Below are 16981 nucleotides of genomic sequence, written 5' to 3'. Positions count from 1 at the left end.
CGCCACACCCTTTGCCGAAGGGGCAGCCTTTCTGAGAACCAGCCCTGATCTGGAACGCCCCGATATCCAGCTACATTTCACAATCGCAATGGTCGATGATCATGCACGCAAACTGCACTACGGATACGGGTATGGTTGTCATGTCTGCAAATTGCGCCCGGACAGCCGGGGGGCAGTTGGGCTGCGCAGCGCCGACCCAATGGACACACCGGCCATTGATCCCGCTTTTCTATCCGACGCGCGGGATCTTGAAACTATGATCAAAGGGGCGCGGATGACTCGGGATATCCTTGAAGCGCCTGCTTTGGCACAATACCGACACAAAGAGATGTTCGGAACGGACACCGCCCAGACGGATGCCGATTGGGAAAAACACATCCGCGCCCGCGCCGATACGATCTATCACCCGGTCGGCACCTGCAAAATGGGGCGCGATCCGATGGCAGTTGTGGATCCCCAACTGCGTGTGCACGGGTTGGAGGGGCTTCGTGTTGTCGATGCGTCAATCATGCCAAAGCTGGTATCCGGAAATACAAATGCGCCGACCATCATGATTGCGGAAAAAGCAGCGGACATGATCAGGTCAGCAGCGGGTTAAGGTGCTACTGGCCTTTCATCAAGGCGTCTAACCCGACCCTGTAATTGGGATAGATCAAAGTCACGCCTAGCTCGTCCTTGATCCGACTGTTACGCACACGCTTGTTTTCATTATAGAAGCTGCGCGCCATTGGCGTCAGGTCGGCCTCTTCATAGGATACCGCCGGCGGAAGGGGAAGACCTTGTAGCTCAGCAGCGTAACCAATGACGTCCTGTGGCGGGACGGGTTCATCGTCACATACATTGTAGACGCGACCCGGGTTGGAGTTGGTCATCGAGGCGTCGAGGATTTGCGCGATGTCCTCCACGTGAATGCGCGAAAAAACCTGCCCCGGCTTGATGATACGCCGCAACCCGCCGCGTTTGAGCTTGGAAAGTGGACCCCGGCCCGGCCCGTAGATTCCCGCCAGCCGGAAGATATGGATGGGTAGGTCGGGAATGGACGACCATTGCTGCTCGGCCAGCATGCGCCATTTGCCGCGTTTGGCCGTTGGTGCCGGAGGCGTATCTTCGTCAACCCATCCACCCTGATGATCGCCATAGACGGCAGTTGTCGACAAATATCCAACCCATGTGAATTGAGCCGCGCGGCGGGCGATTTCATCACCCAGCGCCGCCAAGACCGGATCACCCCCTGCATTCGGGGCGGTCGAAATCAGCAGATGCGTCACCCCATCCAGGTTCGGTTCCTGTCCTGGCCAGACCAACGGCTCTGCACCCGAGTCACGGATGGCTTCCATACCCTCGCTGTCACGTGTGGTGCCAAGAATGCGCCAGCCTTTCGGAGCAATATGTCGGGACAGGGCCTGTGCGGAATAACCATGGCCAAATGAAAAAAGCGTCTGAGTCATGCCCCTTTGATGGGCCTCAGCGCATCGGGATGCAAGCGCTGCATGGACGCACTTGATTCGAATCTTTGGATGCGGCTTTCTGTTGGGTATGAGCGACAAGAAACCCGATTTGCATTCGGCCTATACGCTGAACTCACCTGATGAACACAAACGCCTCTATGCGGAATGGGCTGGGGATTATGATGACAGCATCGCCGCGCGCGAAGACTACTTGCTGCACACCCACACGGCGCGGGCATTTGTGCGTGCTGGCGGTCAAGGCCCGGTTCTGGACGTCGGCGCAGGCACAGGCCTTTGCGGCGCTGTGTTGTCCGGGCTGGGCGTCGGGCCGATAGACGCAACTGATATGAGCACGGAAATGCTGGATCAGGCCATGCGCAAGGATATCTACCGCGACGCGATCGAAGCAGACGTGACCCAAGGTATCCCGGTACCGCGCGAAAACTATTCCGGCGTCGTCTCATCCGGGACCTTCACCCATGGTCATCTTGGCCCCGAGGTCTTTCCCGCGCTGTTGCGTATCGCACGGCCCGGCGCGCAGTTTGCCATTTCGATCAATGCCCGTCATTTCGAAAAGCTGGGTTTCACAGACATGCTGCGCCAATTGGAACAAGGTCAGATTCGAAATCTGACCCTGCCCGAGGTTCGTATTTATGGCGATCTTGCCGCCGGTCCGAACAAGGACGATAGGGCATTTGTTGCCTTGTTCGAACGGGTTTAACCCAAGGCGATTAAATCGGCCCAATCAAGTATACATCTGCTTTTTATAAGCGCGCGTACGTGTCGTCGCCTCAGCCGATCCATCGTGGTAGGTGCCGAACCACTTATCAAACGGGATTTCGGACGTGCCGTAGTTGCACTCGAAATACCGGTGATGAAGCTGGTGGAAGAAATCCCCGGCCCGCGCAGCGTCGGTCTCTCCTGCCTTCAGTTTTTCGAACCCTGAATGCGACAGAACCGGGCTGATCTGTTGGAAAGAGCTGTGAAACAACAGATGCAGCGGATGAGACGGCACAATCAGGTTGATGAAGTAGGTGGTGAAATACAACAGGTTTTCATACCAGTGGTTCGAAATGCCAGACCATGGTCCAACGTTTACATTACGGTGATGAACGGCGTGGACGTGTTTGTAGAGCTTTGGATGATGCTCCAACCGGTGTATCCAGTAAAAGTGCAAGCCAGACCACATGGGGATGAACATCATCCAGACGACAAACCAAACCGGAGCTTCAGCCCAAGTGATCGTTGGTGCCCAACCATTGGCCATCGCCCAGTAGATAATCCACTGGTAAACCGTTGCCACTGTCATGGCGCTGCCCAGCGTCCACCAGATATTGTCCCAAACCTGATTGCGGAAGGTAAACACGCCGTTGTTCCGCGGCAGATCCCGGCGGTCGAACTTTTTATACATGCCCTGCCCTTTGCGCATGTAAAGCCACCAGTGTAGCGCACCGGCGACCAGGATTTGCGGCACCATGTTCAACAGCCAGATCCGAAACATCCAACCGGGCGCGAAGCTCTTCATCGTCTCTAATTCGGGGAAAAAGAAGGCATAGGCCGTTACCGCCAGGACCATGCACAAGGTCAGGGACGTGATCTGTAACCACGCGCCACTGTACCATTTCAGCACAGCCGCAGGGCGCGGTGGCCAGCTGAACAGAGGGTTCAGACCTACGGGGCCTTCGGGATGATAGTGCCAGCGGGCGGTTTCGGGATCCGGGGCGATATCTGTCATGAGGCTCTCTGAAGAATTGGCGGTTAGGATGCGTAGTCCGAGCCCTCTGTGTCGAGAATCGCCTTTATCTCACGCAGATGGGCTTCGGCCTGATCGGGGTAGTCGTCCAGCTCTTTTGCGGTTTTCTCGGCAATCTCATCCGACAACACACGCAGGGGCAGGCCCGTTTGCAACGCGCGAATATACGTCTCGGCGGCGCGTTCGAAGTAGTACAACCTGTTGAAGGTATCTGCGGGGTCACTACCGATGATCAAAACGCCATGGTTGCCCATGATCATGACCTTTTTCTTTGGGTCCGTCAGCATTCCAGCACAGCGTTCACCTTCATTTTCGAAGGCCAGCCCACCAAACTCTTGGTCAATCACATAGCGATTGTAGAACGTTGCGGTGTTCTGATCGATCGGTGGCAAAGTGCTGTCGGCCAACGAGGCCAGAACTGTCGCAAAGATCGAATGCACGTGCATGACGCAACGCGCGTGCGGACAGTGGCGATGGATTGACCCATGCAATCCCCATGCCGTGGGATCCGGCGCGCCAGGTTGAGACATCACCTCGGGGTCATTGGCATCCAACAGCAGCAAGTCCGACGCGCGGATGCGCGAGAAATGCGCCTGGTTGGGGTTCATCAGGAACTGCGTGCCGTCATCGTTCACAGCAAGGCTGAAATGATTGGCGACAGCCTCATGCATATTCAACCGCGCAGTCCAGCGGAACGCGGCAGCCATATCCACGCGTTCGGACCAGTGGTCGATATTGGGGCGAAGGTTGGTAACACTCATGCGTGGGCTCCTATTGCGGCTGACCTTTTGTAAAGCCTGCATTTGGTCTGCCCGTTTGACCAACGAAAAAAACAACACTATCCCATTAGCAAAACTAATGCCGGGATTATGTCGATGCAGAATAAGCTGCCTCCGCTGGGCTGGCTGCGTACGTTTGAGGCCGCAGCGCGTCATTTGTCATTCACTGGCGCGGCTCGGGACCTAAACATGACCCAAAGCGCCGTCAGCCAACAGATCAAATCGCTGGAAGGCCATCTGGGTCAGCCCCTATTCCTGCGCCGCCCCAAGGCGTTAGAACTGACCGAGGCCGGAATCACCTATTTGCCAGTGGTCCGAGAAGCGTTTCGAACTCTGATGCGCGGCACACAGGCTGTCACCGGTGCGCAACCAAACGCCGTTCAGGTGCAGTGCAACATCAGCTTTGCCGTCAATTGGCTGGCCCCGCGCCTGCCGATGTTTCAGGCCGAGCATCCCGATGTACAATTAAATATCTTCACCGAACTCTGGGAACCGCGAGAGATGGCCGAAGGCGCCGCGGTTGAGATTCGCTTTTCGTTGCGCCCGTCGGACACCACCCGGACTGAAATGCTGCGCACTGAACACTATTATCCGGTCTGTGCCCCGGGGTATCAGGTGAGTCTGGACGATCTTCAGGAGAAGCCATTGTTTGATTGCTCCAATCTGCTGTCCAATTGGTCAAGCTGGGCAGAGGAGCAGGGTCTAACATGGGGCAATCCATCGATTACCTATGCAACAACCTATCTGGTTTGCCTTTCTGCAGTCACGGCAGGCGGGGGCCTGTGCCTGGCGCACGACGCCATTGCACAACACCTGATCGAACGCGGGCAGCTTGTCGCGCCATTCGAACATCGCGCACCAATGCCCGAGGCATATTATTTGCTGCTATCCCCGCAGGCCGAGGACACGCCCGGTGCAGTGGCTTTTGCGAATTGGATTCGGCGCGAAATTGGGTCAACAACGTAATCCGGTAAGCTCCCGCCGTTGCCCAAGGCCATTGCGCACCTGTCCGATGGTCGGGCAGCACGAGTTGGCTGCAAGTGGATGGAGGCCAAACAGGAATCTATGATCTATTTGTGACGACGCAGAACCGGGGTTGCACCCGCTCGCGCATTCGTGAAAGTTGAGCCATGGAATACACACCTTTCCCAAGTTGGCCCGATGTCGCCCCCAAGTTGATCGAAGTCGCGGCCGGACGCGCGCCTGCAGACACGATCATTCAGGGCGGTGTTTGGGTAAACGTACACAGCCGCGAGTTACTGCCGGATCATTCCGTTGCGATTGCAGAAGGACGGATTGCTTTTGTGGGACCTGACGCCTCGCATTGCATCGGACCGAACACACAGATCATAGACGCGCGCGAGCGCTATATTTTGCCCGGCCTGTGCGATGCGCATATGCATATCGAATCTGGCATGCTCACCCCGACCGAATTCGCCCGTGCGGTCATCCCGCACGGTACGACCAGCATGTTCACCGACCCGCATGAGATCGCCAATGTGCTTGGTCTTGAAGGTGTGCGCATGATGCATGACGAAGCGATGATGCAACCGGTCAATATCTTCACCCAAATGCCATCTTGTGCGCCATCTGCGCCGGGGCTGGAAACCACGGATTATGAAATCACGCCCGAAGATGTGACAGAAGCCATGAGTTGGCCAGGCATCATCGGGCTGGGTGAGATGATGAATTTTCCGGGCGTAATCCACGGCGATCCCAAGATGTTGGCCGAGATTGCAGCCACACAGCGAGCAGGCAAAACTGTGGGCGGGCATTACGCTTCGCCTGATTTAGGATCTAATTTTGCAGCTTATGTGGCCGGTGGGCCAGCGGACGATCACGAAGGCACCTGCGAAGCCGACGCCATTGCTCGGGTTCGCCAAGGAATGCGGTCGATGATGCGCTTGGGCTCGGCCTGGTATGATGTCGAAAGCCAAATCACCGCCGTGACCGAGAAAGGGCTGGACCCGCGCAACTTCATTCTGTGTACCGATGACTGCCACTCGGGCACGTTGGTGAATGACGGACATATGAACCGCGTAGTGCGCCATGCGATTGCTTGTGGATGTGAGCCTCTGATCGCCTTGCAAATGGCGACAATCAATACAGCCACGCATTTCGGGCTGGAACGCGAAATCGGATCCGTCACGCCAGGACGGAGGGCGGATATCATTCTCAGCTCGGACCTGACGAGCCTGCCGATCGAGATAGTGATTGCACGAGGGAAAGTGGTCGCGGAAAACGGAGTAATTCAGGTCGATTGTCCGCATTTGAACTGGCCCCAAAAAGCGCGCAACACTGTTCATTTGGGCCATGCGCTAAGCTCGGCCGATTTTGAGATCAAGGCACCGGCCGGTGCGAACCGGGTACGGGCCAATGTCATCGGCGTAGTTGAAAACCAAGCCCCGACAAAGGCGCTGAAGGCCGAACTGCCAATCATTGGCGGGCTGGTCGAGGGCGAAGGTGATGTTTGCCAAATCGCTCTGGTCGAACGGCATCGGGCGACGGGTGGAGTGACCAATGCGTTTGTCTCGGGCTTTGGATATCAGGGCAAGATGGCCATGGCCTCGACCGTGGCGCATGACAGTCATCATATGATTGTCGTAGGCACGGATAAGGAACAGATGGCACTGGCAGCCAACCGACTGGCCGAAGTGGGTGGCGGCATTACCATTTTCCGCGACGGGCAGGAACTGGCGCTGGTCGAATTGCCCATTGCTGGCCTGATGTCCGACAGCCCCGCCGCCGAGGTCGCAGCCAAAGCCGATGAGATGGTGCAAGCCATGCAGGACTGCGGCTGTCATCTGAACAACGCGTATATGCAGCACTCTCTGCTGGCGCTGGTCGTGATCCCTGAACTCAGAATATCGGATCTGGGGTTGGTAGACGTGCGCACTTTCGAAAAAATCGACCTTTTGGAACCTTTGGCATGACGACACTTCTGACCCCTGACTCACAAGCGCCAGAGCAATTCACCGATCCAGCAGCCGCCGTTGCCCGTTTGGAAGAGCTTTACACACAAGCCACGGAATTCCTGTGCGACAGCTTTTCCAAGGCGATGCAAGAAGGTGCTCCGTCCGCACGATACAGAGCCTATTACCCGGAAATTCGCATTCAAACGTCCACTTACGCGCAGGTCGACAGCCGCCTGAGCTTTGGTCACGTCTCAGAGCCCGGCGTCCATGCCACCACGGTGACACGGCCCGATCTTTTCCGGTCTTACCTGACACAACAGATTGCTTTGTTGATCAAGAACCACGGCCAGCCGGTGACAATTGCGGCGTCAGAAACGCCCATCCCGGTGCATTTTGCTGTGGCGAACAATTCTGATCTGGTTGTGCCACATCAGGGAGCGGCCGCGTTCACCCTGCGTGACGTGTTTGATGTACCAGATCTGAGCACAACCAACGACGACATCGTCAACGGTGTGCATGATCACGAGGATGTCGTTGGACCCCTGTCGCTGTTTACCGCCCAGCGCGTGGATTATTCGCTGGCTCGTCTGGCGCATTACACAGCGACCGATGCAAGCCATTTCCAGAACCACGTGCTGTTCACGAACTATCAGTTCTATGTCTCGGAATTCGAAAACTACGCCCGCGAGCAATTGGCAGATCCCGCCAGCGGCTATACCAGCTTTGTTTCGACCGGAAACGCCGAGATCACGGACCCAGAGGCAGCGATTGAACAGCCGCTGAAACTGCCGCAGATGCCGACCTATCACCTCAAGCGGGAAGACGGTTCGGGGATCACGTTGGTGAATATCGGTGTTGGTCCGTCGAATGCAAAAACCGCAACGGACCACATTGCGGTGCTGCGCCCACACGCCTGGTTAATGGTCGGCCATTGTGCCGGGCTGCGCAACACGCAGGCGTTGGGGGATTTCGTCCTTGCCCATGCCTATCTGCGCGACGACAAGGTTCTGGATGACGATCTGCCGGTCTGGGTTCCAATCCCACCCTTGGCCGAGATCCAGGTAGCGCTGGAACGCGCCGTGGCCGAAGTGACAGAGTTGGAAGGGTACGAACTGAAGCGGATCATGCGGACGGGCACTGTAGCCTCGGTCGATAATCGCAACTGGGAATTGCGCGATCAATCCGGTCCGGTCCAGCGCCTCAGCCAATCGCGGGCGATTGCGCTGGATATGGAAAGCGCCACCATCGCTGCAAATGGCTACCGCTTCCGTGTTCCCTACGGCACGTTGCTGTGCGTTTCGGACAAACCGCTACATGGCGAATTGAAGCTGCCAGGTATGGCCTCATCCTTTTATACCACGCAGGTCAGCCGTCATCTGGCTATCGGAATAAAAGCGATGGAACACTTGCGCGGCATGCCGCTTGAACGGTTACACAGCCGGAAATTGCGTTCGTTTGACGAAACAGCCTTCCTCTGACGCAAAAAAGCAACGTTTTCCCTATATTTTTAGGGGTTTCAGCGCTACTATTCGTTGTGTTTGGCCACAATATCCCGTTACAGTTACGCGGTGAGGCCCTATGGATCGGGCACGTTAAGGAGACCAAGAAATGGCAAAGCCTATGACTAAGACTCAGCTGGTTGCTGCTCTCGCTGAGGAAATGGGAACCGACAAGAAATCGGCGAACGCCGCGCTTGAGGCCGTGACCGGCCTGATCACACGCGAAGTTTCTGCCGGTGGCGCAGTCACCCTGCCCGGCGTTGGCAAAATCTACTGCCGCGAGCGCCCCGAGCGTCAGGTTCGCAACCCGGCCACTGGTGAGACCTTCACCAAAGAAGCCGACAAGGTTGTGAAAATGACCATTGCAAAAGCGCTGAAGGACAGCGTGAACGGCTAAGTTCCGTTTTTTTCGACATGATCAAGGGCCGCCAATTGGGGGCCCTTTTTCTTTGGCCTCAGTGCAGGCTCAGCAAAACCTCCAGGTCGCGGCGACTCAACCTCTCCATCAGCGACCGTTCGTCGGATGTGAGCTTTGCATCGCTGCGAATGTACTTTTCCAGATACAAAGCGATGTCGCTGGTCGGCCGAAAATATAGATCGGGATCAAGCTGGCTGAGCGCATCCACAAGGCGCAGCAGAATTTTCTTCTGCTTCTCCGAGTCCAGATCTTTGCGTTTTTCTTCCAACACGTTCCGACCCTTTCAAATGCCCTTTGAAACATAGGGCAAAACCTGCAGTCGCCAAGATAAGACGAAAAAGGGGCACCACAAACGGCGCCCCTTGGAACATTCTTGTGACGGATAATTAGTGAACCGTCTCAACCTTATGGAAGTCCAGATCGCGGTCTTCTGGCATCGCATCGATGCTCAACACCTCCTTGCGCTTTGTGATCAGGATATAGACCACGCAGGCCAGATACAGACCGACAACCACCGCTCCGATCCACTGGATTTGCAGCCACTGGCTTTGGAATAACAGGGTCAGAACAAACAACAGCGCAACGTTGCCGGCCACATAAGCGGCCTTACCGAACCGTTCGACCGTCATATTCAGGTTGTCGGTATACAAGCGGATCAACGAGTCGAGCGAGTTGATCACGAAGGTTACGCCAACGATCACCATCGCGATATTGGTGATTCCTGCGGTGCTGATACCGTTCAAATGGTAATAGTAGAGGACGGTGAACCAGATCCCCAGCGGGATGGATGGAAAGATCAGCAGCGCCGCCAGCAATTGCCACGTGGTCAGACCGCCCACAAATCGCGAGGTAAACTGACCAATCATGATCGACCAAGCGAACCACCAGAACAGATAGAAGGCGTGATAGTCGGTCAGCGGCAGGACAAACTTGTGAAGGTTGGCGAAATAAGCGCCGATATTGCTGCCGGTTTCCACAAAGCCAGTCACACCCATGCCTGCCGCAACCCACATTCCGATGATCAGCGCGAGGAACAGAAAGGTCGAACCCACCGACAGGATGCGTACGTATTTCAGGTCAGTCGACGAGTAGGCTGCTGCCAGAATGACGACAAAAACGATTATGTAGAACGTTGTTACAACGGACTCTCCGTCTCCGACTTCGGGCAGATAGCCGGGCAGATAGATCAGGAACAGGCTGGCGGTGAAGGCGCAGGTGCCGATGATGACCACGTTATTGATTAGCTTGACCAGCGGAATCTCAAAGAACTTCACGCGTGGTTCGATCACGCAGAAATAGAAGGCTGTCAGGAAGTAGAACGCCCAGATCAGGAAGCCCCAGAACCCAAACTCGATCGCGAGCGGGTTGGCAAATGCATAAGCAGGGTCCTCGGCATAGCCACCGAATTCTGTCAGTGGGAACATGATCAGGCCGACATCCAGACCGGATGTGAACAGGATCGCGATGAACGTGAACAGATGAACCGGTGTCACACCAACGCAACGCAGGTTCCACCATTTCACGACGAAGAAAGCGACCAGGCCCAATGCCAGCAGGACGCCAAAAGATAGAATGTACTCCAGAAGCACTGACAAACCTCCCTTGTTTGGTCAGATCGTCACGCCGTTATAATTTATTGGCTGATCAATCAATAAAAACATGCACAAATCACACCGCATGTTACCTGCGTGTCTTTTTTGGCGCAGGCAACTTGCAGCGAGCTGGAAAATCGGGAACAGTCCGCCGAACATGACAGGGGGTCTCCATGGATCTGCGCGCCATAGCCATGGGGCTTACATTTGCTCTGATCTGGTCATCTGCCTTTACCTCGGCGCGGATCATCGTTGCAGATGCCTCACCTTTGTTCTCGCTGGCGTTGCGGTTCCTGATTTCTGGTGTTCTGGGCGTGATAATTGCAAGGGCAATGGGCCAAAGCTGGCACCTCACCCAAAACCAGTGGCGCGCGACGATCCTGTTCGGGATTTGTCAAAATGCCCTTTATTTGGGTCTGAATTTCTACGCTATGCAAACAGTTGAGGCTTCGGTTGCGGCCATTATTGCATCTACAATGCCTTTGTTGGTTGCACTTGCAGGATGGCTGATCTTTGGTGAAAAGCTACCTCCGCTGGGCATTCTGGGTCTCTTTGCTGGTTTCGCAGGTGTTGCCCTGATCATGAGCAGCAGGATAAGCGCTGGTGTTGACATGTTCGGTGTCTCGCTTTGCGGTATCGGAGCGCTTGCTTTGACATTCGCCACACTAGCGGTTCGCGGCGCGACGTCTGGCGGGAATTTCATGATGGTCGTGGGGCTGCAAATGCTGGTTGGCTCGGCTGTCTTGTTTGTCGCTGCGCCGATCTTTGAAACCATTTACATCCATCCAACGGTGCCGCTGGCACTGGCTTTCACATACACCACCTTGTTCCCTGGGCTGCTTGCCACACTGATATGGTTTCTGCTGCTGGATCGCATTGGTGCCGTCCGGGCAGCGACCTTCCACTTCCTGAACCCCGTATTCGGGGTCACAATCGCAGCGATATTGCTAGGTGAAAAACTAGGCGCGCTGGACGCGGTTGGTGTCGCTGTCACAACGCTTGGAATTCTTGCAGTCCAACTATCGCGTCAACCCGCTCAGGGCAGCAAAGCTTCCACCTGATTCAACAATTTGCGTGAGTCGGGTTTGACGTTTGAACCATAAGTCGCAACCACTTCGCCCGCTGGGTCGATCAGGATCTTGTTAAAGTTCCATTTCGGTGTGAACCCAGTCTGGGCGGCAACAGCCTTGTAAAACGGATGAGCGTCTTTTCCCTTAACCGGCGTGATATCTGTCATCGGCAACGTCAGCCCATAGTTCATCTCGCAGAACTGCTTTACCTCTTCCGCGGACCCAAGTTCCTGATTGAACGAATCTGAGGGAACCGCAAGCACGACCAGCCCTTTGCCGGAATAGGTCTCATGCACCCTTTGTAGAGCCTTATATTGCCCGGTGAACCCACAGTGTGACGCGGTATTGACCACCAGCACGGGTTGGCCACGCCAATCTTCAATGGCCAATGTGCCCCCGTCGATCGAGGCGAACTCACCGGTCACCGGCGCAGCCTGAACGGCGCGACCCAACAAGATCAAGGCAGTCAAAAGCAGCAATCTGAACATGTCTTGCCCTCCCTTTTTAAATTGATACGCAGAACGGCACACTCCAGATCACTTGCACGACTGCGAGAGCGGTTTGAAATATCGCTTTGCTTTCCACCCTGCAGCCCTCAGATAATGGCGCAATAAAAAATTCTGCCGGAGGATCCATGACTCGCTATACCAAAGACCCCACGGCCATCGCTGCGCTTTCGCCCGAAGAGTTTCACGTCACTCAACGCAGCGGCACCGAACGTCCGGGCACTGGACAATACCTGAACAACAAGGAACCGGGTATCTATGTGGACATCGTATCGGGTGAGCCTCTTTTTGCCTCTACCCACAAATACGAATCCGGATGTGGCTGGCCCAGCTTTACCAAGCCGATCATCCATGAGCATGTGGAAGAGTTTCGCGACACGACCCATGGTATGATCCGGACCGAGGTCCGCTCGAAACACGGCGATAGCCATCTGGGGCATGTCTTCCCCGATGGCCCGCGCGAACATGGCGGGCTACGTTATTGCATCAATTCCGCTTCTCTTCGGTTCGTCCACCGCGATGACATGGAAGCCGAAGGGTATGGCGAATATCTGATTCATGTGGAGGACATCTGATGACCGAACGACGCGCTGTACTGGCCGGGGGATGTTTTTGGGGCATGCAGGACCTGATCCGCAAATTGCCGGGCGTTTCACGCACCCGCGTCGGTTACACCGGCGGCGATGTGCCCAACGCGACCTATCGCAACCACGGTACCCACGCCGAAGGGATCGAGATCTGGTTTGACCCGTCGCAGATCAGCTATCGCGACCTGCTGGAGTTCTTTTTCCAAATCCACGACCCGACCACGATTAACCGTCAGGGCAACGATCGCGGCATGAGCTATCGCTCGGCGATCTACTATTTGGACGACGCGCAAAAACAGGTCGCGGTCGATACCATCGCTGACGTGAACGCCAGTGGCTTGTGGCCCGGCAAGGTCGTGACCGAAGTCGAACCTGTCGGAGATTTCTGGGAGGCCGAGCCAGAGCACCAGGATTATCTGGAGCGTATCCCCAACGGCTATACCTGCCACTTCCCGCGCCCGGACTGGGTCTTGCCCAAACGCGCCAGCGCCGCAGAATAAAGCACCACCTGCCCGGCCCCTCTGAACCTTTCAGGGGGGCTAGCCTGTCGCCACCCTTGGTCGCCCGCTTGCCTCAACCGTAATCATGGCTTCGACAAACACATCCTTGGCCTCGACCCGCGCCGTTTTGATATCGCGATCCACAATCACCCGGATATCTTCCGCACCAGCTTCTCTTACAGCGCCCTCAGCCTCGGACTTGAGAACACGTTCCAACAAATCCAGAGCTTCTTCGGACACCGCGAAATCCTGTGGCCCATCCTCCAGATGCACACGATACCGCCCTTCGGTCGGTGACGTGACCGTACCTGACCGCCGCATGGTCAACCGACCAACAACAGCACCGATTGCATTCGCTACACCCGCGTGTTCGGGCAGGATCATGCGGCAATGCAACCGCTCACCCACAGCCGGGTAATAGCTGGGGGCTGACGCCCCAAGACCCACCACATCCACATTCAACGCGGCATTCAACGACAGCAACCCACGATGTTGCGCCAACCCACGCTGCGTCAACACATGTCGCGCCAACTCTTGTGGTGACAAGCCGAAACCATCCTGCTCTTCGTCAAAAGCAGCCTCTAACAAGGTCAAACTGGTCTGTTCCGTCAATTGATCCACAATCATCTGTGCCAGGGCTTCCGGCGAATTTGCCAGTATGTCCCCCGAGCCGACCCGTTTGCGGGCCACCAGCTCCAAGGCCTTGCGCGCTGCTTCGGCGTCCCAGGCATTGACGCGCCCAAGTACGTGACTGGCATCCGAGGGTGTCACACCCGAGACCTGAACGATCCCGCGGTCGACCAAGCGGTTCAGAGCGCCATTCTCCATCCGTGACCGCAGCAACGCGCCAAGGGGGAGGACCTGATCGCCCAGACGCTCCAACAAAATCTCTTCCCGTACGCCCACGCCGTCAGCATGGACCCCCGGCACGCGTCGCACAAATCGAGTGTCATGTTCTCCGACCGTTGTGGCCCGCAACTGTGTATCCAGAATGGCATGCACAACATCTGGCGCCTCTGCCGCGATCAAAGACACAGGTAGAACACGCCGTGGCCCCAGAAACACACCGCTCTGCAATCCTTCGGTCACTACGTGCACCTGGCTGTCGCCGCCCAGACCATGGGTGCGCATCGCCACAGCCTCGACCATGGTTCGAAACCCACCCACTTGCGCACCGGCAGGATCAATCGCGGGCTTTCCATCCCGGATCAACGCCACATCCGTTGTGGTGCCACCAATGTCGGACACCAGCGCATTTTCCGCCCCGGTCAGCCAGCGCGCCCCGACGATCGAGGCCGCTGGGCCGCTGAGAATCGTTTCAATCGGGCGTTCCCGCGCCTGTTCGGCGCTCATCAATGCGCCATCGCCACGCACCACCATCATCGGGGCCGTGATCCCCAATGCGCGCAACTGATCTTGCGCACGCCCGATCAGACGGTCGATCATGCCGATCAATCGTGCATTCAGAACCGCCGTCACAGCGCGCTTAGGGCCGTTCAGCTTGGCAGACAGGTGGTGCGAGCATGTCACCGGCGCACCGGTCTTTTGCAACACAACCCGCGCTGCTTCCAGCTCATGCGCCGGGTTGCGGGTCGCGAACTGAGATGCAATAGCAAAGCCCGAAACCCCTTTATGAGTGTCTAAAAACGCCTCCAAGGCGGCGACATCAAGCGGCGCGGCCTCGCCGCCCGAATGTGTGTGCCCACCCGCAATCACAAGGGCCGGATCGTCCTTTAGTGCGTCCTTCAAGCCATGTTTTTGCAGATCGCTATGCTTGAACCCGATATAGATCAGGGCCACACGTCCACCCTGCCCCTCGACCAGAGCGTTTGTGGCCAGTGTTGTCGACAAAGACGCCATCGCGATCTGATCCGGCGCAACCTGCGCCTCTTCCAAAACAGACGAAATCGCATTGCCCACGCCAATCGCCAGATCCGCGCGCGTGGTCAGGGACTTGGCCGAAGCAATCACCTCTTTCTCGTCCCGGATCAACACCGCGTCAGTATAGGTGCCGCCTGTATCTACCCCCAATGACAGCGTCATCGGATCCTCCTTACTGTTTGCTGCGGATGGGTGTAGCGGTTATGCGCGACGCGTCCAGCCTGTTTGCGGCATTTATAACAACTGTTCCACCGCCCAGCGCGCAGCATCAGCCACGGCTGGATCCGGATCTTCTGTGAGCGCCCGAGCGACAGATATCAAACACGGCTGTCCCGAGTTTCCAATCGCATAAAGCACATTTCGCACGAACCGATCTCGCCCGATGCGCTTGATAGGTGATCCGGAAAATTTCGTGCGAAAACCCGCATCATCCAACGCAGCCAATTCGCTCAGTACAGGCGCTTTCAGATCGTCCCGGGCGGCATAACGTATGTCGCTCGCGGCAACAGCAAACTTGTTCCATGGGCAAGCCGCCAGACAATCATCGCATCCATAGATTCGATTACCCAACTTGCTACGCAACTCGATCTCCACCGGACCTTTATGTTCAATGGTCAGATATGAAATGCACCGCCGCGCATCTAACTGATACGGGGTTGGAAATGCGTCGGTCGGGCAGCTGTCCAAGCAAGCGCGACATGAACCGCAGTGATCTACCTCCGGCTCGTCCGTCGGTAGTTCAATTGTTGCAAAGACAGAGCCTATAAAGGCCCAATTACCCCATTCCCGACTCACTAAGTTGGTATGTTTTCCCTGCCACCCTAGTCCAGCCGCATGCCCCAATGCCTTTTCCGGGACGGGTGCGGTGTCGACAAACACCTTCACCTCACCTCCGGCTTCAGAAACCAGCCACCGCGCCAATCGCTTCAGCCGTTTCTTTACCAGATCGTGGTAATCCTTGTTTTGCGCATAAACCGAAATCGCGCCCCGGTCTGGATAATTCAGAACCTCCGTCGGGTCATGTTCTGGTGTGTAGCTTTCAGCCAACATGATCACAGACCGCGCCTCAGGCCACAGGGCAGCGGGATCACCGCGCCAATGCACCCGCTCAGCCATCCACCCCATCTGTCCGTGATACCCAGCCTCCAAAAACGCCCCAAGGCGTTCGGGCACCTGCGGAACATCCCTAGGACGGCACACCCGACACGCCACAAACCCCTCTGCCAGGGCCTGTTGCACCAGCTTTTTCTTCAGGTCCGATCCGCTCTTCATCTGGCCCAAAATACCTCCGGGGGAATCGCGCGCCCGGCGCGATGGGGGCAGGCAGCCCCCTGCTGAACCCTATCAGAAATCCAGATCGGCGTAATGAGGCGGCGGCCGAAACCCTGGCACCTGATCCGCCAGAATGGACCGAAACGCTGGGCGCGACTTGATCTTCGCGTACCAATCCTTGACCACCTGGCTGCGGTTCCAGTCCACGTCCGAGATATAATCCAGCGCCGACAAATGTGCCGCCGCCGCGAAATCGGCCAAAGTCATTTGATCCCCGGCCAGCCATCGGCGGTGATCCAGCAGCCAGGCCATATAGTCCAGATGATACTTGATCGCCTTGGCACCCTGTTTGACATTCTTGCTGTCCGGGTATCCCTGACCGGTCACTTTCTTGTTCACTCGCTCATATAAAAGCTTCGATGTCACTTCGTGATGGAACTTGTCGTCAAACCATCCCACAAGGCGACGAACTTCAAACCGAGCTTCGGGGTTTTTCGGCATCAAGGGCGGCTCGGGGCGGGTTTCTTCGATATATTCGCAGATCGCCGCACTTTCCGACATGATTTGCCCGTCCAAACGCAACACCGGCACTTTTCCCGCCGGATTTCGGCGCAGAAAGTCCGGATCCTGTTCCCAGTATCGCTCCTCGACCAATTCAACCTCGATCTTTTTCTCGGCCAAAGACAATCGGACCTTGCGGCAATACGGAGAGAGGGGAACGTGAAACAGACGCGCCATGGGCTTCCAATCGAACCAGTGAA

17 protein-coding genes and 1 pseudogene (1 of these 18 only partly in view) are annotated in these 16981 nt (G+C 56.5%); 9 read left to right on the top strand and 9 right to left on the bottom strand.

The genetic code is table 11. The features are described 5' to 3' along the window. Nucleotides 1–598: pseudogene (locus GS632_RS02675) on the top strand (GMC family oxidoreductase) (it extends 1022 nt beyond the left edge of the window). 4 nt (nucleotides 599–602) lie between these two features. Here the strand turns inward: GS632_RS02675 and GS632_RS02670 are convergent. Then, nucleotides 603–1448, bottom strand: a complete 846-nt coding sequence (locus GS632_RS02670; RefSeq protein WP_171721529.1) for an SDR family oxidoreductase — start codon at nucleotides 1446–1448, stop codon at nucleotides 603–605. Between the two features lie 88 nt (nucleotides 1449–1536). On the opposite strand from GS632_RS02670, the gene GS632_RS02665 reads away from it, so the two are divergent. After that, a complete protein-coding gene (locus tag GS632_RS02665; protein WP_171721530.1) occupies nucleotides 1537–2169 on the top strand; it encodes a class I SAM-dependent methyltransferase in 633 nt (210 codons plus the stop codon). Nucleotides 2170–2193: 24 nt separating this feature from the next. On the opposite strand, the gene GS632_RS02660 is transcribed toward GS632_RS02665, so the two are convergent. Both GS632_RS02660 and GS632_RS02655 read right to left on the bottom strand, forming a co-directional pair. After that, nucleotides 2194–3183, bottom strand: a complete 990-nt coding sequence (locus tag GS632_RS02660) for a sterol desaturase family protein (RefSeq protein WP_171721531.1) — start codon at nucleotides 3181–3183, stop codon at nucleotides 2194–2196. Between the two features lie 23 nt (nucleotides 3184–3206). Continuing rightward, on the bottom strand, nucleotides 3207–3962 hold the full coding sequence (locus GS632_RS02655) for a class II aldolase and adducin N-terminal domain-containing protein (RefSeq protein ID WP_171178837.1): 756 nt from the start codon (nucleotides 3960–3962) through the stop codon (nucleotides 3207–3209). A gap of 114 nt (nucleotides 3963–4076) precedes the next feature. On the opposite strand from GS632_RS02655, the gene GS632_RS02650 reads away from it, so the two are divergent. The 4 genes from GS632_RS02650 (at nucleotide 4077) to GS632_RS02635 (ending at nucleotide 8791) form a co-directional block, all read left to right on the top strand. Next, a complete protein-coding gene (locus tag GS632_RS02650; protein WP_171178835.1) occupies nucleotides 4077–4946 on the top strand; it encodes a LysR family transcriptional regulator in 870 nt (289 codons plus the stop codon). A 164-nt stretch (nucleotides 4947–5110) separates the two neighbouring features. Further along, on the top strand, nucleotides 5111–6913 hold the full coding sequence (gene ade / locus GS632_RS02645) for an adenine deaminase (protein WP_171721532.1): 1803 nt from the start codon (nucleotides 5111–5113) through the stop codon (nucleotides 6911–6913). Next, nucleotides 6910–8373, top strand: a complete 1464-nt coding sequence (locus GS632_RS02640; RefSeq protein ID WP_171178831.1) for an AMP nucleosidase — start codon at nucleotides 6910–6912, stop codon at nucleotides 8371–8373. Before ade ends, GS632_RS02640 begins: the two co-directional genes overlap by 4 nt. Before the next feature lie 130 nt (nucleotides 8374–8503). Continuing rightward, nucleotides 8504–8791 (top strand): HU family DNA-binding protein, encoded by a 288-nt coding sequence (locus tag GS632_RS02635; RefSeq protein ID WP_050605937.1) that lies wholly within the window; start codon nucleotides 8504–8506, stop codon nucleotides 8789–8791. Between the two features lie 58 nt (nucleotides 8792–8849). Here GS632_RS02635 and GS632_RS02630 read toward each other — a convergent pair whose 3' ends face one another. Both GS632_RS02630 and GS632_RS02625 read right to left on the bottom strand, forming a co-directional pair. Continuing rightward, the gene (locus tag GS632_RS02630) at nucleotides 8850–9083 is read right to left on the bottom strand and encodes a hypothetical protein (protein WP_171721533.1); all 234 of its coding nucleotides are present in this window, start codon (nucleotides 9081–9083) and stop codon (nucleotides 8850–8852) included. 115 nt (nucleotides 9084–9198) lie between these two features. Then, entirely contained in the window at nucleotides 9199–10395 is a 1197-nt protein-coding gene (locus tag GS632_RS02625) for a BCCT family transporter (protein ID WP_171721710.1), read from the bottom strand. A gap of 182 nt (nucleotides 10396–10577) precedes the next feature. Between GS632_RS02625 and GS632_RS02620 the strand changes: the two genes are divergently transcribed. Next, nucleotides 10578–11465: a DMT family transporter gene (locus GS632_RS02620; protein ID WP_171721534.1), complete on the top strand. Its 888-nt coding sequence runs from the start codon at nucleotides 10578–10580 to the stop codon at nucleotides 11463–11465. Here the strand turns inward: GS632_RS02620 and GS632_RS02615 are convergent. Continuing rightward, nucleotides 11441–11962, bottom strand: a complete 522-nt coding sequence (locus GS632_RS02615) for a glutathione peroxidase (protein WP_171178825.1) — start codon at nucleotides 11960–11962, stop codon at nucleotides 11441–11443. The two genes, GS632_RS02620 and GS632_RS02615, sit on opposite strands and share 25 nt — an antisense overlap. A gap of 146 nt (nucleotides 11963–12108) precedes the next feature. On the opposite strand from GS632_RS02615, the gene msrB reads away from it, so the two are divergent. Together msrB and msrA are read left to right on the top strand one after the other, a co-directional pair. Beyond that, a complete protein-coding gene (gene msrB, locus GS632_RS02610) occupies nucleotides 12109–12555 on the top strand; it encodes a peptide-methionine (R)-S-oxide reductase MsrB (protein ID WP_171721535.1) in 447 nt (148 codons plus the stop codon). Further along, entirely contained in the window at nucleotides 12555–13067 is a 513-nt protein-coding gene (msrA, locus tag GS632_RS02605) for a peptide-methionine (S)-S-oxide reductase MsrA (protein WP_171178821.1), read from the top strand. Before msrB ends, msrA begins: the two co-directional genes overlap by 1 nt. Nucleotides 13068–13106: 39 nt before the next feature. Here msrA and GS632_RS02600 read toward each other — a convergent pair whose 3' ends face one another. From GS632_RS02600 to GS632_RS02590, 3 genes are all read right to left on the bottom strand, one after another. After that, a complete protein-coding gene (locus GS632_RS02600) occupies nucleotides 13107–15110 on the bottom strand; it encodes a hydantoinase/oxoprolinase family protein (protein ID WP_171721536.1) in 2004 nt (667 codons plus the stop codon). 72 nt (nucleotides 15111–15182) lie between these two features. Next, nucleotides 15183–16220, bottom strand: coding sequence for a tRNA epoxyqueuosine(34) reductase QueG (queG, locus tag GS632_RS02595; RefSeq protein WP_171721711.1), 1038 nt, complete (start codon nucleotides 16218–16220; stop codon nucleotides 15183–15185). A 72-nt stretch (nucleotides 16221–16292) separates the two neighbouring features. Next, a complete protein-coding gene (locus GS632_RS02590) occupies nucleotides 16293–16958 on the bottom strand; it encodes a glutathione S-transferase family protein (protein WP_171093340.1) in 666 nt (221 codons plus the stop codon). Nucleotides 16959–16981 lie beyond the last annotated feature (23 nt).

It is taken from the genome of Ruegeria sp. HKCCD7296 (assembly GCF_013110775.1).
Taxonomy (GTDB): domain Bacteria; phylum Pseudomonadota; class Alphaproteobacteria; order Rhodobacterales; family Rhodobacteraceae; genus Ruegeria.
This window is presented reverse-complemented; position numbering and strand designations above follow the sequence as displayed.